11 protein-coding genes and 1 pseudogene are annotated in these 16,357 nt (G+C 64.2%); 2 read left to right on the forward strand and 10 right to left on the reverse strand.

Features of this window, described 5'->3' with window-relative positions:
* Window positions 1-274: 274 nt before the first annotated feature.
* Window positions 275-1,258 (forward strand): complex I NDUFA9 subunit family protein, encoded by a 984-nt coding sequence (locus tag LB565_RS28300; RefSeq protein WP_224589376.1) that lies wholly within the window; start codon window positions 275-277, stop codon window positions 1,256-1,258.
* Between the two features lie 9 nt (window positions 1,259-1,267).
* Here LB565_RS28300 and LB565_RS28305 read toward each other — a convergent pair whose 3' ends face one another.
* Together LB565_RS28305 and LB565_RS28310 are read right to left on the reverse strand one after the other, a co-directional pair.
* Window positions 1,268-2,638, reverse strand: a complete 1,371-nt coding sequence (locus LB565_RS28305) for a cytochrome P450 (RefSeq protein WP_224589377.1) — start codon at window positions 2,636-2,638, stop codon at window positions 1,268-1,270.
* A gap of 71 nt (window positions 2,639-2,709) precedes the next feature.
* Window positions 2,710-2,952: a hypothetical protein gene (locus tag LB565_RS28310; RefSeq protein ID WP_224589378.1), complete on the reverse strand. Its 243-nt coding sequence runs from the start codon at window positions 2,950-2,952 to the stop codon at window positions 2,710-2,712.
* Between LB565_RS28310 and gyrB the strand changes: the two genes are divergently transcribed.
* The gene (gene gyrB, locus LB565_RS28315) at window positions 2,927-5,398 is read left to right on the forward strand and encodes a DNA topoisomerase (ATP-hydrolyzing) subunit B (protein WP_224589379.1); all 2,472 of its coding nucleotides are present in this window, start codon (window positions 2,927-2,929) and stop codon (window positions 5,396-5,398) included. The two genes, LB565_RS28310 and gyrB, sit on opposite strands and share 26 nt — an antisense overlap.
* A 73-nt stretch (window positions 5,399-5,471) precedes the next feature.
* Here the strand turns inward: gyrB and LB565_RS28320 are convergent, their stop codons facing one another.
* From LB565_RS28320 to LB565_RS28355, 8 genes and pseudogenes are all read right to left on the reverse strand, one after another.
* Window positions 5,472-6,869: an NAD(P)(+) transhydrogenase (Re/Si-specific) subunit beta gene (locus tag LB565_RS28320; RefSeq protein WP_224589380.1), complete on the reverse strand. Its 1,398-nt coding sequence runs from the start codon at window positions 6,867-6,869 to the stop codon at window positions 5,472-5,474.
* A 1-nt stretch (window position 6,870) separates the two neighbouring features.
* Complete coding sequence (locus LB565_RS28325) at window positions 6,871-7,293, reverse strand: NAD(P) transhydrogenase subunit alpha (protein WP_040974911.1); 423 nt, start codon at window positions 7,291-7,293, stop codon at window positions 6,871-6,873.
* Window positions 7,293-8,546, reverse strand: coding sequence for a Re/Si-specific NAD(P)(+) transhydrogenase subunit alpha (locus LB565_RS28330; RefSeq protein ID WP_224589381.1), 1,254 nt, complete (start codon window positions 8,544-8,546; stop codon window positions 7,293-7,295). The genes LB565_RS28325 and LB565_RS28330 overlap by 1 nt, the downstream gene beginning before the upstream one ends.
* A gap of 85 nt (window positions 8,547-8,631) precedes the next feature.
* Window positions 8,632-8,856, reverse strand: coding sequence for an aa3-type cytochrome c oxidase subunit IV (locus LB565_RS28335; protein WP_041000220.1), 225 nt, complete (start codon window positions 8,854-8,856; stop codon window positions 8,632-8,634).
* Between the two features lie 146 nt (window positions 8,857-9,002).
* Window positions 9,003-9,152, reverse strand: a complete 150-nt coding sequence (locus LB565_RS28340; protein WP_224589382.1) for a DUF3096 domain-containing protein — start codon at window positions 9,150-9,152, stop codon at window positions 9,003-9,005.
* Between the two features lie 146 nt (window positions 9,153-9,298).
* Window positions 9,299-10,261 carry an N-acyl amino acid synthase FeeM domain-containing protein gene (locus LB565_RS28345; RefSeq protein ID WP_224589383.1) on the reverse strand — a complete coding sequence of 321 codons (963 nt, stop codon included), beginning with the start codon at window positions 10,259-10,261 and terminating at the stop codon, window positions 9,299-9,301.
* 133 nt (window positions 10,262-10,394) lie between these two features.
* Complete coding sequence (locus LB565_RS28350) at window positions 10,395-12,710, reverse strand: putative bifunctional diguanylate cyclase/phosphodiesterase (RefSeq protein ID WP_224589384.1); 2,316 nt, start codon at window positions 12,708-12,710, stop codon at window positions 10,395-10,397.
* A 150-nt stretch (window positions 12,711-12,860) separates the two neighbouring features.
* Window positions 12,861-16,346: pseudogene (locus tag LB565_RS28355) on the reverse strand (indolepyruvate ferredoxin oxidoreductase family protein); the annotation flags it as partial.
* Window positions 16,347-16,357 lie beyond the last annotated feature (11 nt).

Genomic DNA, 16,357 nt, shown 5'->3' on the forward strand with positions numbered 1-16,357 from the left:
GGCCATCTCGTCGCAACCATCGAGGCAACCGAATGCAAGAACTACTTCGAAAACGCCGGATACGCTTCCGTCAAAACGTGAAAGACTCTAGGTCGGCTTCGTCCGGCTCGCGGTTGGCCGCGCCGCGCCAGGCGTTCAGGCGCGGACTCCGCCCGGAAAACCCCGCTTCTTGAGAGGAGCGAAATCAAGCCGACGGCGACCTCCGGTCGCTCTTTGCCTTTGGCGAGAAACGGATTAAGAACGGCTTCAGCCAAGCACTCGCGCGGAGCCAGTCATGACCGAAATCCTGCAGACCCCCAAGCTCGTCGTCGTCTTCGGCGGCTCGGGCTTCGTCGGTCGCCATGTCGTGCGCGCGCTCGCCAAGCGCGGCTACCGCATCCGGGTCGCCTGCCGGCGGCCCGACCTTGCCGGCCATGTGCAGCCGCTCGGCAATGTCGGCCAGATCCAGCCCGTGCAGGCCAATGTGCGCGTGCGCTGGTCGGTTGACCGCGCCGTGCAGGGCGCCGACCATGTCGTCAACCTCGTCGCCATCCTGCATGAGACCGGTCGCCAGAAATTCGGCGCCGTGCACGATTTCGGCGCGCGCGCCGTCGCCGAGGCCGCACGCTCGGTTGGTGCCGGCCTCACCCAGATCTCGGCGCTCGGCGCCGATCTCAATTCGCCGTCCGAGTACGCCCGCACCAAGGCGCTGGGCGAAAGGGCGGTGTTCGAGACGATTCAGGATGCAGTGATCTTCAGGCCGTCGATCAATTTCGGACCGGAGGACCGCTTCTTCAACCGCTTCGCCGGCATGGCGCGCCTTTCGCCCATCCTGCCGCTGATCGGCGGCGGAGAGAACAAGCTGCAGCCGGTCTATGTCGGCGACGTCGCCGAAGCGATCGCGCGCTCGGTCGACGGCAACGCCAAGGGCGGTCATATCTACGAGCTCGGCGGCCCGCAGGTGCTGACCTTCAAGGAATGCATGGAGGAAATGCTTGCCGTGATCGACCGCAGGCGCCTCCTGGTGCCGGTGCCGTGGTGGGTGGCGAACATCCAGGCGTCGATCCTCCAGCTGCTGCCCAATCCGCTCTTGACCAAGGACCAGGTGCTGCAGCTGCGCGAGCACAACATCGTCTCGGACGAAGCCGCCAAGGCAGCCAGGACGCTTGCGGGGCTGGGCATCCAGCCGCAGGCGATCGCCACCATCCTGCCCAGCTATCTCTGGCGCTTCCGCGCCGCCGGCCAGTTCCAGCAGCGCCGGCCGATCGCCGACCGCTAAAGTATTTCCTTACGCCCGCCGCGAGACCTGCATGGGCAGGCCGCCCTGCGGCTGCGTGGTGAGCTTCTGCACCGGCCAGGGTCGCGTCTGCGGCGTCACATCGAAGCGGAAGCGCGACAGCAGGATCGCCAGCGCGATGATCGCCTCCTGCATGGCGAAGCTGGCGCCGATGCAGACGCGCGGGCCAGCACCGAAGGGCAGGTACTGGAAGCGGTCGATTCGGTCGCGGTTTTCCGGATGGAAGCGCTCCGGCAGGAAGGCATCCGGCCTGTCCCAGAGTTTTCTGTGGCGATGCACGACCCAGGGCATCACCAGCACGGCGGCGTATTTCGGGATGTAGAGACCGTTCCAGGTCTCCGGCTCGATCGGCTCGCGGTTGATCGAGGGCGCCGGCGGATAGAGCCTGAGCGCCTCCTCGAAAGCGGCGCGGGTGAGCGGCATGGCATCCAGCCACTTCGTCGGATCAGGCTCGCGCGCCAGCACCGCGTCGATCTCCTGCTCGACCTTGTCGCGCTCCCAGGGCGCCTCGGCGAGGCAATAGATGGTCCAGCCCAGCGCCCGCGCGGTCGTCTCATGGCCGGCGCCGATGAAGGTGATGATGTTGTCCTCGACTTCGGCGCGGGTCAGACCATCCGGACCCTCAGCGCGCAGCAGAAGCGTGAGAAAATCCTGCGGCACGCCGTCGGGATCACGCTTCAGCCGCCCCTCGCGCATCTTCACTGTGTTGGCCACGATGTTGCGGAAATAGGCCATGGTCTTGCGGCCGCGGATGCGGGTTAGCCGGGGCAGCCATTCCGGCGCGCGCAGCAGGTCGAGCGGATCGACGCGGCCCATGGTCTCGAACAGGCGATCGATCTCACTGGCGAAGCTGCCGGGCTCGCCGGCGATCTCGCCGGAAAACAGCGTTTCGGCGAGGATGTCATAGGTGAGCAGCGTCATGTCGTGGGCGACATCGGTCTCGCCACCGGCCTCGTAGCGGGTGACGAAATCCAGCGTGCGCTTCAGCATCGGCCCGGCGAAGCCGAAAATGTGGCGCGGCGTGAACACCGGCGCCATCGCCTTGCGCGAGCGCTTCCAGACCTCGCCCTCGGCGGTCAGCAGCCCGTCGCGCAGGATCGGGCGCAGGATCAGCTGGCGCACCGTGGCCATCTTGTAGTTTTTGGCATTGTCGATCAGCACATGGCGGATCAGACCAGGATCGTTGGCGATCACCAGCGGGCCGCCGATGCCGGTCACCGAGATCCAGGGCTCGTTGTAGGTATGCTCGCCCCACAGCTCGAGCGGGTTGCGGTAGACGATGCGCATCATCTCCAGCGTCGAAGGCGGCTTTGTGCGCGGTTTGGGCGCCGGCGGCACGAAGGGGGCGGGCTTGGTGTCCATGAGCATGCTCCGCTGTCAGCGCCGAATGTAGTACCCGGCAAGACCAGCGTCCATGTGACCGGGCGGCAGCATCAGTCGAGGCCGCGTTTCGTGCGGCTTTCGCGATCGAATGCCCACCTGCACAGGCCGGCATCCCGCGCCGGCATGGAAAGACTGCTCGCCAAGCCGGCAAAATGGCCGCAAACCTTGGAAAACCAGCCGTTTGCGCCTATATCTAGGACATCAAAACGGCGCGATTCGGGGTGACTTTCCCGCGCCGGACCATCGACATCAATCAGACAGGTATTCATGAGCGACCAGACCGAAAGCGCCATTGGCGTGGAAGCCGAGTACGGCGCCGATTCCATCAAGGTTTTGAAGGGGTTGGATGCCGTGCGCAAGCGTCCAGGCATGTATATCGGCGACACCGATGACGGCTCGGGCCTGCATCACATGGTCTATGAGGTGGTGGACAACGCCATCGACGAGGCGCTGGCGGGCCACGCCGATCTCGTCTCGGTGACGCTCAACCCCGACGGTTCGGTGACCGTCATCGACAATGGCCGCGGCATTCCGACCGATATCCACTCCTCAGAGGGTGTTTCGGCAGCCGAAGTGATCATGACTCAGCTGCATGCCGGCGGCAAATTCGACCAGAACTCCTACAAGGTTTCCGGCGGCCTGCACGGCGTCGGCGTCTCGGTGGTCAACGCGCTTTCCGCATGGCTCAAGCTCAAGATCCGCCGCAACGGTGAAATCTTCGAGATGAGCTTCACGCATGGCAATGCCGACGCGCCGTTGAAGGTGACCGGCACATATGAGCAGAACAAGCAGCCCGGCACCTATGAGGGCCGCAGCGGCAGCGAGATCACCTTCTTCCCGTCGGCCGAAACCTTCAGCATGATCGAATTCGATTTCGGCACGCTGGAGCATCGTCTGCGCGAGCTTGCCTTCCTCAATTCCGGCGTGCACATCATCCTGACCGATGCGCGCCATGCGGACCTGGTTCGCCATGAGCTGCATTATGACGGCGGCCTGGAAGAGTTCGTCAAATATCTCGACCGGGTGAAGAAGCCGCTGATCGAGACGCCGATCGCCATCCGCGCCGAGCGCGACGGCATCACCGTCGAGGTCGCGATGTGGTGGAACGACAGCTACCACGAGAACGTGCTGGCCTTCACCAACAACATCCCGCAGCGCGACGGCGGCACGCATCTGGCGGGCTTCCGCGCGGCTCTGACCCGGCAGATCACCGGCTATGGCGAATCCTCCGGCCAGACCAAGAAGGAAAAGGTGTCGCTGACCGGCGACGATTGCCGGGAAGGCCTGACCGCGGTTTTATCGGTCAAGGTGCCGGACCCGAAATTCTCCTCGCAGACCAAGGACAAGCTGGTCTCGTCCGAGGTGCGCCCGGTGGTGGAGAGCCTTGTCAACGAGGCGCTCGGCACCTGGCTGGAAGAGCATCCGAGCGAAGGCAGGGTCGTGGTCGAGAAGGTGATCCAGGCGGCCGCCGCGCGCGAAGCCGCGCGCAAGGCGCGCGACATCACGCGCAAGAGCACGCTCGGCGTCACCTCGCTGCCCGGCAAGCTCGCCGACTGCCAGGAGCGCGACCCGGCCAAGTCGGAAATCTTCATCGTCGAGGGTGACTCGGCCGGCGGCTCCGCCAAGGGCGGGCGCTCGCGCCAGAACCAGGCAATCCTGCCGCTGCGCGGCAAGATCCTCAATGTCGAGCGGGCGCGCTTCGACCGCATGCTCTCCTCCGACATGATCGGCACGCTGATCACGGCGCTCGGCACCTCGATCGGCAAGGACGAGTTCAACGCCGACAAGCTGCGCTACCACAAGATCATCCTGATGACCGACGCCGACGTCGACGGCGCCCATATCCGCACGCTGCTGCTCACCTTCTTCTTCCGGCAGATGCCGGAGCTGATCGAGCGCGGCCATCTCTACATCGCCCAGCCGCCGCTCTACAAAGTGACGCGGGGCAAGAGCTCGCAATATCTCAAGGACGAGAGCGCCTATGAGGAATACCTGATCGAGTCCGGGCTGGACGAGGCCTCGCTGGTGCTTGCCTCCGGCGAGGTGCGGACGGGACAGGACCTGCGCGCCTCCGTCGACGACGCGCTGGCGGTGCGCCAGCTGATCAACGGGCTGCACACACGCTACAACCGCAGCGTCGTCGAGCAGGCGGCGATCGCCGGCGCGCTCAACGCCGACGTGCTTGCCGATCTCGGCCGCGCCAACGCCATGGCGGAGCGTGTCGCCCAGCGGCTGGATATGATCGCCGAGGAGACCGAGCGCGGCTGGACCGGCCGGCTGTCGACCTCCAATGACGGCTCGGGCGGCTATGTCTTCGAGCGCATCGTGCGCGGCGTCAAGGATGTGGTGCAGCTCGACGCCGGGCTGATCGCTTCGGCCGATGCGCGCCAGCTCGATCGCTATGCGCCGCGCCTGGCGGAAGTCTACGGCGAACAGCCGAGCTTGCGTAGGAAAGAGACCTCGGAGCTCCTCTCGGGGCCACTAGCGCTGCTCAACGCGGTGTTCGCTTCCGGCCGCAAGGGCCTCACCATGCAGCGCTACAAGGGCCTCGGCGAGATGAATGCCGAGCAGCTCTGGGAGACCACGCTGGACCCAAATGTGCGCTCGCTGCTGCAGGTCAAGGTCAACGACGCGACCGACGCGGATTCGCTGTTCTCGCGGCTGATGGGCGACGAGGTGGAGCCACGGCGCGAGTTCATCCAGGACAACGCGCTGTCGGTGGCCAATCTGGATATCTGAGCGTACCTTACGCATTCAAAAAGAAAGGCCCGGCAGCTGTCGGGCCTTTCTTTTTGAATGCCGGCCATGAGGCTCAGTGATCCATCGCCTTAACGATTTCCTCGGTCATCTTCTTGGCGTCGCCGAGCAGCATCATGGTGCCGTCCTTGTAGAACAGCGTGTTGTCGATGCCGGCATAGCCGGAGCCGAGCGAGCGCTTGACGAACAGGCAGGTGCGGGCCTTGTCGACGTCGAGGATCGGCATGCCGTAGATCGGCGAGGACTTGTCGTCGCGCGCGGACGGGTTGGTGACGTCGTTGGCGCCGATGACATAGGCGACGTCGGCCTGCGCGAATTCCGAGTTGATGTCCTCCAGCTCGAACACCTCGTCATAGGGCACGTTGGCCTCGGCCAGCAGCACGTTCATGTGGCCGGGCATGCGGCCGGCGACCGGGTGGATGGCGTATTTGACCTCGACGCCATTGGCCTTGAGCTTGTCGGCCATCTCACGCAGCGCGTGCTGCGCCTGGGCGACCGCCATGCCGTAGCCCGGCACGATGATGACCTTCTGCGCGTTCATCATCAGGTAAGCCGCGTCGTCGGCCGAGCCCTGCTTGACGGTGCGCTCGATGCCGTCGCTGGCAACCGCGGCCGTCTCGCCGCCGAAGCCCCCAAGGATGACCGAGATGAAGCTCCGGTTCATGCCCTTGCACATGATGTAGGACAGGATCGCGCCGGACGAGCCGACCAGCGCGCCGGTGATGATCAGCGCCAGATTGCCGAGGGTGAAGCCGAGAGCCGCCGCCGCCCAGCCCGAGTAGGAATTCAGCATCGACACCACGACCGGCATGTCGGCGCCGCCGATCGGGATGATGAGGAGCACGCCGAGCACCAGCGAAGCGGCGACGATCAGCCAGAAGACGAGCTTGGATTCCGTGGTCACGAGCAGCACGATCAGCACCACCAGGGCGACGCCGAGCGCGATGTTGATCAAGTGGCGGCCGCCGATCATGATCGGCTTGCCCGACATGCGGCCGTCGAGCTTGAGGAAGGCGATGACCGAGCCGGTGAAGGTGATGGCGCCGATGGCGACGCCCAGGCTCATCTCGATGAGCGCCTGGGCGTGGATGTCGCCTGCCGTGCCGATGCCAAAACTTTCCGGCGCATAGATGGCGGCGGCGGCCACCATGACGGCGGCGAAACCGACGAGCGAGTGGAAGGCGGCGACCAGCTGCGGCATCGAGGTCATGGCGATGCGGCGCGCGGTGACCGCGCCGATGCCGCCGCCGATGGCCAGCCCCACCACGATCAGGCCGAAGCGGCCGGCCGAAGGCAGCGCCAGCGCCAGCGTGGTGGCGATGGCGATGCCCATGCCGATCATGCCGTAGAGATTGCCCTGGCGGCTGGTGGTCGGATGCGACAGGCCGCGCAGCGCGAGGATGAACAGGATGCCGGAGACGAGATAGAGGAAGGAAGCGAGATTGACGGTCACGTCACTTTTCCTTCTTCTTGTACATGGCGAGCATGCGCTGGGTCACCAGGAAGCCGCCGAAGATGTTGACCGAAACCAGCACCAGGGCAACGAAGCCGAAGCCCGCCGCAAGGCCGGAAGCGGCAATGCCGACGGCGAGCAGCGCGCCGACGACGATGACCGAGGAGATGGCGTTGGTGACGGCCATCAGCGGCGTGTGCAGCGCCGGCGTCACCGACCAGACGACATAGTAGCCGACGAAGATCGCCAGCACGAAGATGGCGAAGCGGAAGACGAAGGGATCGATCGCGCCGCCCGAAAGCGCATGCGCGGCATTACCGGCAGCCTCTGCGCCGGCGGGCGCGTTGGCCAGGTCTTGCACGGCAAGGCGGACGGCGGCCGTCGCCTGATCGAGCTGGTCGAGGGCTTTCTGCAGCTGTTCCATCACGCGGTTCCCTTAGACTTGGCTGCGGACTTCTTCTTTACCGCCGGCTTGGCTTCGACAGCATCGGCAACCATGGTCGTTGCCGGAATGGCCGCCGGCTCGGTGCGCGGCGTTTCCGACGCTTTGGTGAAATTGGGATGCACGATCTTGCCGCCGTCGGTCAGCATCGTTGCCTTGACCAACTCGTCGTCACGCTTGATCGAAAGCTGTTTCGCCGTCTTGTCGACCATCGTCTCGAGGAAGGCGTAGAGGTTCTTGGCGTAGAGCAGCGAGGCCGAGGCCGCGACACGGCCGGGCACGTTGAGATGGCCGACGATCTTGACGCCGTTTTCCGTCGTTACAACCTTGCCCGGCGCCGCACCCTCGACATTGCCGCCGCGCTCGACAGCAAGGTCGACGATCACCGAACCCGGCTTCATCGAGGCAACCATGGCCGCCGAGATGAGCCTCGGCGCCGGCCGTCCGGGGATCAGCGCCGTGGTGATGACGATATCCTGCTTGGCGATGTGCTCGGCCGTCAGCGCCGCCTGCTTGGCCTGATATTCCTTCGACATTTCCTTGGCGTAGCCGCCGGCGGTCTCGGCGGCCTTGAACTCCTCGTCCTCGACCGCCAGGAATTTTGCGCCGAGCGACTGCACCTGCTCCTTCACCGCCGGGCGCACATCGGTGGCGGTGACGATGGCGCCAAGTCGTCTTGCCGTGGCGATCGCCTGCAGGCCGGCGACGCCGACGCCCATGATGAAGGCCTTGGCCGCCGGCACGGTGCCGGCAGCCGTCATCATCATCGGCAGTGCGCGGTCGTATTCGGCCGCGGCATCGATCACCGCCTGATAGCCGGCGAGATTGGCCTGCGAGGACAAGACGTCCATCGACTGCGCACGGGTGATGCGCGGCATGAACTCCATCGAAAAGGCGGTGACCCCTGCCCGGGCGAGCGCGGCAACAGCGGCGTCGTTGCCGTAGGGATCCATGATGGCGATGACGGCCGCGCCCGACTTGTAGCCCTTGAGCTCCGCCTCCGTCGGCCTGCGCACTTTCAGCACCACATCGGCCTTTTTGGCGTCGGCCGCCGTTCCGATGGCGCCGCCGGCAGCAGCAAAATCCTGGTCGGGAATGCGGGAGCCGAGACCCGCGCCCTTCTCGACGATCACGTCGAAGCCCAGGCCCACTAGCCGTTTCACCGTCTCCGGCGAGGCCGCAACGCGCGGCTCGTTCGGGTCAACCTCACGAGGGATGAATACTGTTTGTCCCACCGGATGATCCTTTCGGCTGGAACCTTGATGCGCAAGGCGTCGGCCGGGACGTCCGGTGACGTCAAGTGCAATTGGCTTGGGAAATCTACCGCAGAATGAGAGCGCCGACGGCCATGATCAGGATGAACAGAATGGTCGCCGAAAAGAAGCCGCCGACGAAGAAGCCGAAGGCCATTGCAATAAGGATGGCTGCACAGACCAGCGAGCCGTATTTGGCCAGCCCGAGGAAGGCCTTGTAGGTACGGTCGTGCTCGGCATAGTCCATTTGCGCGCCAAGCTCGACAGGACCGGTCGGCGAATGATCAGCCATGGAAGTACCCCTTCGAAAATGCCTTTGAGGCACATAGCGAAAAGCCGAACCAAGAGCAATGGCGCTATTGCCGCACAGCCTGCGACAACAGCCTCAAACGAAAGTTGAAATTGAACGCCGTGGCTTCGTCCGCAGCGAGCGGGACTTCAGCCGGCGAGATGGGGAAAAAGTCCGAGCAGGCCGACAACGATCAGGTAAAGTGCGACGATGTAGTTGAGGAGCCGCGGCATCACCAGGATCAGCACGCCGGCGATCAGCGAGATCAGCGGCGTCAGCGCGAGCGACTGGATGGTCATGTCGGGAATCCTTTCATTCGGCAGGCAATCGCCCGTCAGACGGGCTGCGGAGCTTGTTTGACGCAATTCCGGATCGGAAAACCGCTCACACTTTTCCTGGAATTGCTTGCTAACGCCGCAACCGCACAAAGGTTCATGGCTGCAGTTCAGGCAGCGGCGCGCAAGTATTTCGCTGTCGGCACGATGGAGAGGGGCGTCAGCCGGTTGATGGCGGGGTTGCCGAACATCAGCCGCTGCTCCATCGCAGTCGACTTGAAAAAAGGCAGCCGCTCGAGCGTCAGCCGCATGTTCTCGCCGGCAGGAATTTCGAACAGTGCGATCTGGGCAAGAACGCCTGGAAATTGCTTGGCCTCGCTCCTCTGCACGGCATTGAAGAAGCGCGCGTAGAAAGCGGAATGCTCCAGCTTGACGGGCGTGAGCACCGAGTCCTGACCGAAGTAACAGGAAGCGACCATGGCGATCCTGAGCGTCAGGAACGGCAGCACCCCGGGCGCCGGCGCGCTGTCGGGATCGGTTGCGAAACGGGTTCCGTCGATGAAGGTTTCGCCGCGGGCAAGCCGTGGAAGCAAGACTTCGGGATAGGCATCGATCGAAGGCGAATATGGCTGCTCGCTGGAAATATAGTGAAACCGCAGCGTGCTGACCAATTCACCATAACAATAGACGCCGAACCGGTAGGAATTGGGCAGATTATCCCAGCGGTCCTCGAACATGCCGCTGGCGATCGGGCCACACATACCGGAGCGTACATAGGAATTGTAGCGGAGCCGGTAGATCGCTTCGAGATCTTCGCCGCCGGTGATCAGGCGGTATTCGACATGATCCAGTAATTGCATCATGGATCGGTTGAGCGCGGAGTCCATCCTCGCGCTGGCGCCAGCCGACGCACTTTTCCTCACAGCATCCATTGCCGATCCTCGAATTCCGCCTGCGTTTAGGCTATTCGAGTTGAAATGAGACACAAGCTGAAAATTCGATATTGCTGATTTACCGCTTGTTAACCTTAATAGCAGGGCAGATTTTCGCCGAGCCTGCACAGCAAAAAAGCTAAGCTCGACGCTGACGGCTGTCTGACACGACCTGCAGGCGATCGCCTGGATGATTTTCAAGTTCAGGGCTTGAAAACGTCGAGACGCAGCGGGTTTAGACTTGTGCGAACGCTGCCTTCATCGCCGCGAACTCAAAGCCCGGCCGATATCGCACCGAACCGAGAGCCGTTTTACAGCTTGGCCCGAAATCCGTTCAGCTGGCTGTCCGTTTGCCGGCGATATGCAGGTCCGCGGCAAATGGCCATGTGACGCTCGACATCGTCTCGATGCCCGACGCGCTGAGTGCGGCGCCGAAGAGAAAGCCTTGCACGAAGTCGGGCTTGACCAGATGAACCAGCGTCTTCAGCTGCTCGAAGGTCTCGACCCCTTCGATGGTAACGGAAAGCCCCAACGTCCGGGACAGGCCGACAATGCCCTTCAGAAGATCGAGCGACTGCCGGTTCTGGTTGACATCGACCAGGAAGGAGCGGTCGATCTTGATCTTGTCGAGCGGCAGCTTGTGGAGATAGCTCAGGCTGGAATAGCCGGTGCCGAAGTCGTCAAGCGCGATGCGCACGCCGAGCGCCTTCAACTCCTCGATCGACTCGCGCGTCAGCGACTTGTCGTCGAGCAATGCAGTTTCGGTGACCTCGATTTCGAGCCTGTGCGTCGCCAGGCCCGACTTGGCCAAGGCGTCGCTGACCTTCTGGACGATGTCGCGATTGCGAAAATCCTTGGCCGACAGGTTGACCGACACGCTGGTCTGGGCCGGCCATTTGGCGCATTCGGCGCATGCGGCCTCGAGCACAAGAGTGCTGATGTCGGAAACGATGCCCATCTCCTCGGCGAGCGGAATGAAGACACTGGGCGAGATAGGGCCGAGATCGGGATGATCCCAACGGCAGAGTGCCTCGCAACTGGCGATGCGCATGGTGCTGACGGCCACGATCGGCTGATAGACCACGCGCAAATCCTTGGCCTGCACCGCATTGCGCAGATCGGCCTTCATCAGCTGGCGATTGCGGAAGGCGGCATCCATGGCCGCCTCGAACAGCCGCCAGCTGTTCTTGCCTAGCTCCTTGGCCTTGTAGAGGGCAAGGTCCGCCTTGACGATCATGGCGTCGGCGTCGGTGTCCTTGACCCTGGAAAGCACCGCGCCGCCGCTGCTCTGGATGCGCAAGCCGTGGCCGGCGACGTCCACCTCGCCCTGCAGATCCGCGAAGATCTGGTCGAGCAGGGTGCTGAGATGGCTCTCGTCCTCGACACGATCGAAGAAGATCATGAACTCGTCGCCGCCGAAGCGGCTGACGGTGATGCCCGGCCCGGCAATCGCCGCAAGGCGCTCGGCGACGGCATAGATCAGCCCGTCGCCGACCGGATGGCCGAGCGTGTCGTTGACGCTCTTGAAGTCGTCGAGATCGAGCACCGCGAGGCCGCACAGCCGGTCCTGGTCGCCAGAGGCCATGGCCTCGCCGACCAATTCATGAAAGTAGGCGCGGTTCGGCAGGCCGGTCAAATTGTCGTAACGCGCCATGAAGCGGATCTTTTCCTCCGCCTCGACGCGGGCCGTCACATCCTCGAAGGTGATGACGCCCAGTTCCTGGCTGCCTTCTCGGGCGGAGAATTCGTAGTGCTGGCCATTGGCGAGAGAGACCAGCACCTTGCGGTCGCGGCCCTCGCGCAAGGCGCGCGTCAGCTGCGCCTCGATGTAGCGGCAGTCTTTCGGCGCCAGCATGCCACCGGCGACGCCGCGCATCAAAAGGCCGTGGATCGAGCGTCCAAGCAAGGCATCGCCCGATTTCAGCGACATCAGGCGGGCGGCTTCGGCATTGGCCACCGCGACGCGTCCGTCGGGCCCAAGCATGACCAGGCCATGCGACATGGTGTTGAGCGCGCGATCGAACCGGCGCGTCAGGTTCCTGGCCTGCTTGTGGCCGATGACGGCGGAGAAGAGCACGTTGCGGACATGGTCGGCGCTGTTGATGGTGATGAACGTCAGCGGGATGATCATCAGGCCAAGCAGGACCGACGGGAAATCCATGCGCAGCAGGAGCCCGAGCGCGGCCGGACCGATGAAGGTCACGGAGAAAATCCGCACCATCTGCGGGGAGCCGTAGTTGCGGCCGACCACCGTGACCAGGGTCGCGATCGTCAGCGATGTCGCGGCCAGCTCGGCGAAGGGATCGGGGTAAATGTAGATCGATATGAAGCACAGCGAACCCAGGCCCAGGCCCTGCAGGCTGCCCTTGAGGATGTAAATGCGCTCCCACCGCCTGGCCTCTTCGACATTGGCTATGTTGCCGCCTGTCTTCAGAAAGCTGCGAATGCCGAAGTAACGGAAAAGGCTGATGGAGAGCAGACCGAAAGAAAAGCCCACAAACAGCGGATTGTGCGTCCGCCAATAGATCATAAAGCCGAGGATCCAGTAGCAAACGCCACCGATCACCAGCATGTGCGCGTTGTCGAACAACGACCGCACAAACTGGATATAAACATCCGCCGGGATGTTCTCGGTCTTTGTTCTACCCATGCCGTTGGCCCAACACTGCGCCTTGTCATGCCACACCGGCCTTAAGAAAGGCTTAGAACGGCGCCCGGCCGCGGTTGCAGAGGGTTGCGGCATTCGGGACAGACCAGGAAACTCGGGAGGATTTGGCGCGCCGTCGTCGCGCTGGCGCGTTCACTCGGCCGCGCGAAGCGCCGGCTCCGCCGGAGCCTGCGCCAGACGCTCGATCAGCCGCGCACGCTCGCCCGCCGCCTTCGCGGCGCTGGCCTGCCGTACATGGCCGTAGCCGCGGATCAGCGCCGGCACGGAGGCCAGGGCGGTCGCGGCCTCCACCCTGCCCGGCGCCAGCGCGCCGGCGATAAGGTCGAGATCGGCCTCATACTCTCTCAACAGCTGCCGCTCCATGCGCCGCTCGGCCGTGTAGCCGAAAAGGTCGAAGGCAGTTCCGCGCAGGCCCTTCATCGCCGCCAGCAGCCGAAAGCCCTTCATCATCCACGGGCCGAAGCTCGATTTGCGGGGCTTGCCGTCATTGCCGCGCCGCCCAAGGATCGGCGGCGCGAGGTGGAACTCAAGCTTGTCATAGCTCTGGAACTGCTTGGCGAGGTCGGCGGCGAAGGTGCCGTCGGTGTAGAGGCGCGCCACCTCATATTCGTCCTTGATCGCCATCAGCTTGAAGAGGTTTTTGGCGACGGCCTCGGTCACCGCGGTCGAGCCGGGCACGGCCTTGGCTTCGGCGGCACGCAAGGTCGCCACACGGTCGGCGTAGCGCTTGGCGTAGGCGGTGTTCTGATAGGCGGTGAGGAAGGCGACGCGGCGGGCGATGAAATCGTCCAGCGTCTCGGCGGGTTTCGACGCCGGCTTGCCGGTTTGGGCGACCAGGCCGCGCACGAAGTCGGGCTGATGCGCGGCGCGCCGGCCCCAACGGAAAGCCGCGATATTCATCGCCACCGCTTCGCCATTCAATTCTATCGCCTTTTCAATGGCTTCGGCCGAAAGCGGCAGGCCGCCATGCTGGAAGGCGAAGCCGAGCATGAACATGTTGGCGCCGAGCGAATTGCCGAATAGGGCGCTCGCCGTGCGGGTGGCGTCGAAGAAATGCGCCTTCTCGTCGCCGGCAGCCGCCCGGATCGCCTTCTTCAGCCGCTCGACCGGCAGCGAGAAGTCGGCGGAACGGGTGAACTCGCCGGGCATGATCTCGGCGGTGTTGGCGAGGAAGATCGTGTGGCCCTCGCGCACCGCGCCGAGCACCTTCTTGGCGCCGGAGACGACGAGATCGCAGCCGAGCACAAGGTCGGCCTTGCCGGCCGAAACGCGAATGGCATGGATGTCGTCGGGTGTCGGGGCGATGCGGACATGGGTGAAGACCGAGCCACCCTTCTGGGCGAGGCCGGCCATGTCGATCATGCCGCAGCCCTTGCCTTCGAGATGCGCGGCCATGCCGAGCACCGCGCCGACGGTGACGACGCCGGTGCCGCCGACCCCGTCGATTATCGCCGCCCAGCCCTGGTTGCCCATGCGGAACTCAGCCGGCGCCGGCACGCCGTCGAGAGGATCGGCCCTACCGGCAATGCCTTCGGCCTTCCTGATCTTGGCGCCATGCACGGTGACGAAGGACGGACAGAAACCGTTGACGCAGGAGAAATCCTTATTGCAGCTCGACTGGTCGATCCGGCGCTTGCGGCCGAACTCGGTCTCGACCGGCTGGATGGAGACGCAGTTCGACTGCACGCCGCAATCGCCGCAACCTTCGCAGACCAGTTCGTTGATGAAGACGCGCTTGTCCGGATCGGGGAAGGTGCCGCGCTTGCGGCGCCGGCGTTTTTCCGCGGCGCAGGTCTGATCGTATATCAGCACCGAAACGCCTTTGAGCCCGCGCAATTCGCGCTGGACGAGATCGAGATCGTCGCGGTGATGGATGGTGATGCCGGCCGGGAAATCGGCCTTGCCGGCATATTTGTCGGGCTCGTCGGTGACGACGGCGATGCGGTCGACGCCCTCCGCGCGCACTTGCCTCGCGATCATGTCGACGGTCAGGCCGCCCTCATGCGGCTGGCCGCCGGTCATCGCCACCGCATCGTTGTAGAGGATCTTGTAGGTGATGTTGGCGCCAGACGACAGAGCGAAGCGGATCGCCAGCACGCCGGAATGGTTATAGGTGCCGTCGCCGAGATTCTGGAAGATGTGGTCGCGCTTCGAAAACGGCGCCTGGCCGACCCATTGCGCGCCCTCGCCGCCCATGGCGGTGAAGCCGACCGTGTTCCTGTCCATCCACAGCGCCATGAAATGGCAGCCGATGCCGGCGGCGGCGATCGAGCCGTCCGGCACCTTGGTGGATGAATTGTGCGGGCAGCCCGAGCAGAAGAAAGGCGTGCGCGAGCCGATATCGACGGTGTCGGCGAGCATCGCCTGGAACTGGCGCAGCTTCGCCACCCGCGCGGCGATTTCTTCCGACGGGCCGATGGTGCGCAGGATCCGCTCGCCGAGCGCGATGGCGATCTCGTTCGGGTCGAGCGCGCCCTTGGCCGGGAACAGCCAATCGCCGCGCTCGTCCTTCTTGCCGACGATCACCGGCTGGATGGCGGTGCCGTAGAGGTTTTCGCGCAGCTGAACCTCGATCAGCGAGCGTTTTTCCTCGACGACGACGATGGTGTCGAGGCCGCGGGCGAACTCGGCGATGTGCTGGAAGTCCAGCGGCCATGGGCAGCCAACCTTGAACAGGCGGATGCCGATGCGGTTGGCGGCCTGTTCGTCGACACCGATATCCTCCAGCGCCTGGCGAACGTCGAGATAGCTCTTGCCGATGGTGATGACGCCGAGCTTGGGGTTGCGGCCGCCGGAATAGACGATGCGGTTCAGCCCATTGGCGTGGATGAAGGCTGAAGCGGCGGCGCGCTTATGCTCATGCAGCCGCTCTTCCTGGCCGAGCATGTCGATCTCATGACGGATGTTGAGGCCGCCCGGCGGCATGTCGAACTCGGGAATGACGATGCCGAGACGCTCGATCGAGGCGTCGACCGAGGCCGTCGATTCGATGTTGTCCTTGACGCATTTGATGGCCGCCCAGGTGCCGGCGAAGCGCGACATGGCAAAGCCGTAAAGGCCGTAGTCGATGATCTCCTGGACGCCGGCCGGATTGAGGATCGGCACCATGGTGTCGACAAAGAGGAATTCGGTGGCATGCGCATTGGTCGAGGATTCGGCCATATGGTCGTCGCCCATCAGGGCGAGCACGCCGCCATTTCTCGACGAGCCGGCAAGATTGGCGTGGCGGAAGACGTCGCCGGAACGGTCGACGCCCGGCCCCTTGCCGTACCAGACGGAAAAGACGCCGTCATGCGTGCCCTCGCCCAGCAATTCGGTCTGCTGGGAACCCCAGCATGCGGTGGCGGCGAGTTCCTCGTTGAGGCCGGGCTGGAAGACGATATCGGCGGCCGCAAGCTGCTTCTTGGCCCGCCACAGCTGCATGTCGAGGCCGCCCAGCGGCGAGCCGCGATAGCCGGAGACGAAGCCCGCCGTGTTGAGGCCGGCCCGACGGTCGCGCTCGCGCTGCATCAGAAGCATGCGCACGACCGCCTGCGCGCCGGACAGGAAGACGCGCTCCTTGCCTAGATCGAACTTGTCGTCGAGCGCGACGTCGTGCAGCGTCATCAGGTATTTCCTCTGCGGAGGCG

Origin of the sequence: Mesorhizobium sp. CA14, assembly GCF_020165195.1 — a bacterium.
GTDB lineage: Bacteria > Pseudomonadota > Alphaproteobacteria > Rhizobiales > Rhizobiaceae > Mesorhizobium.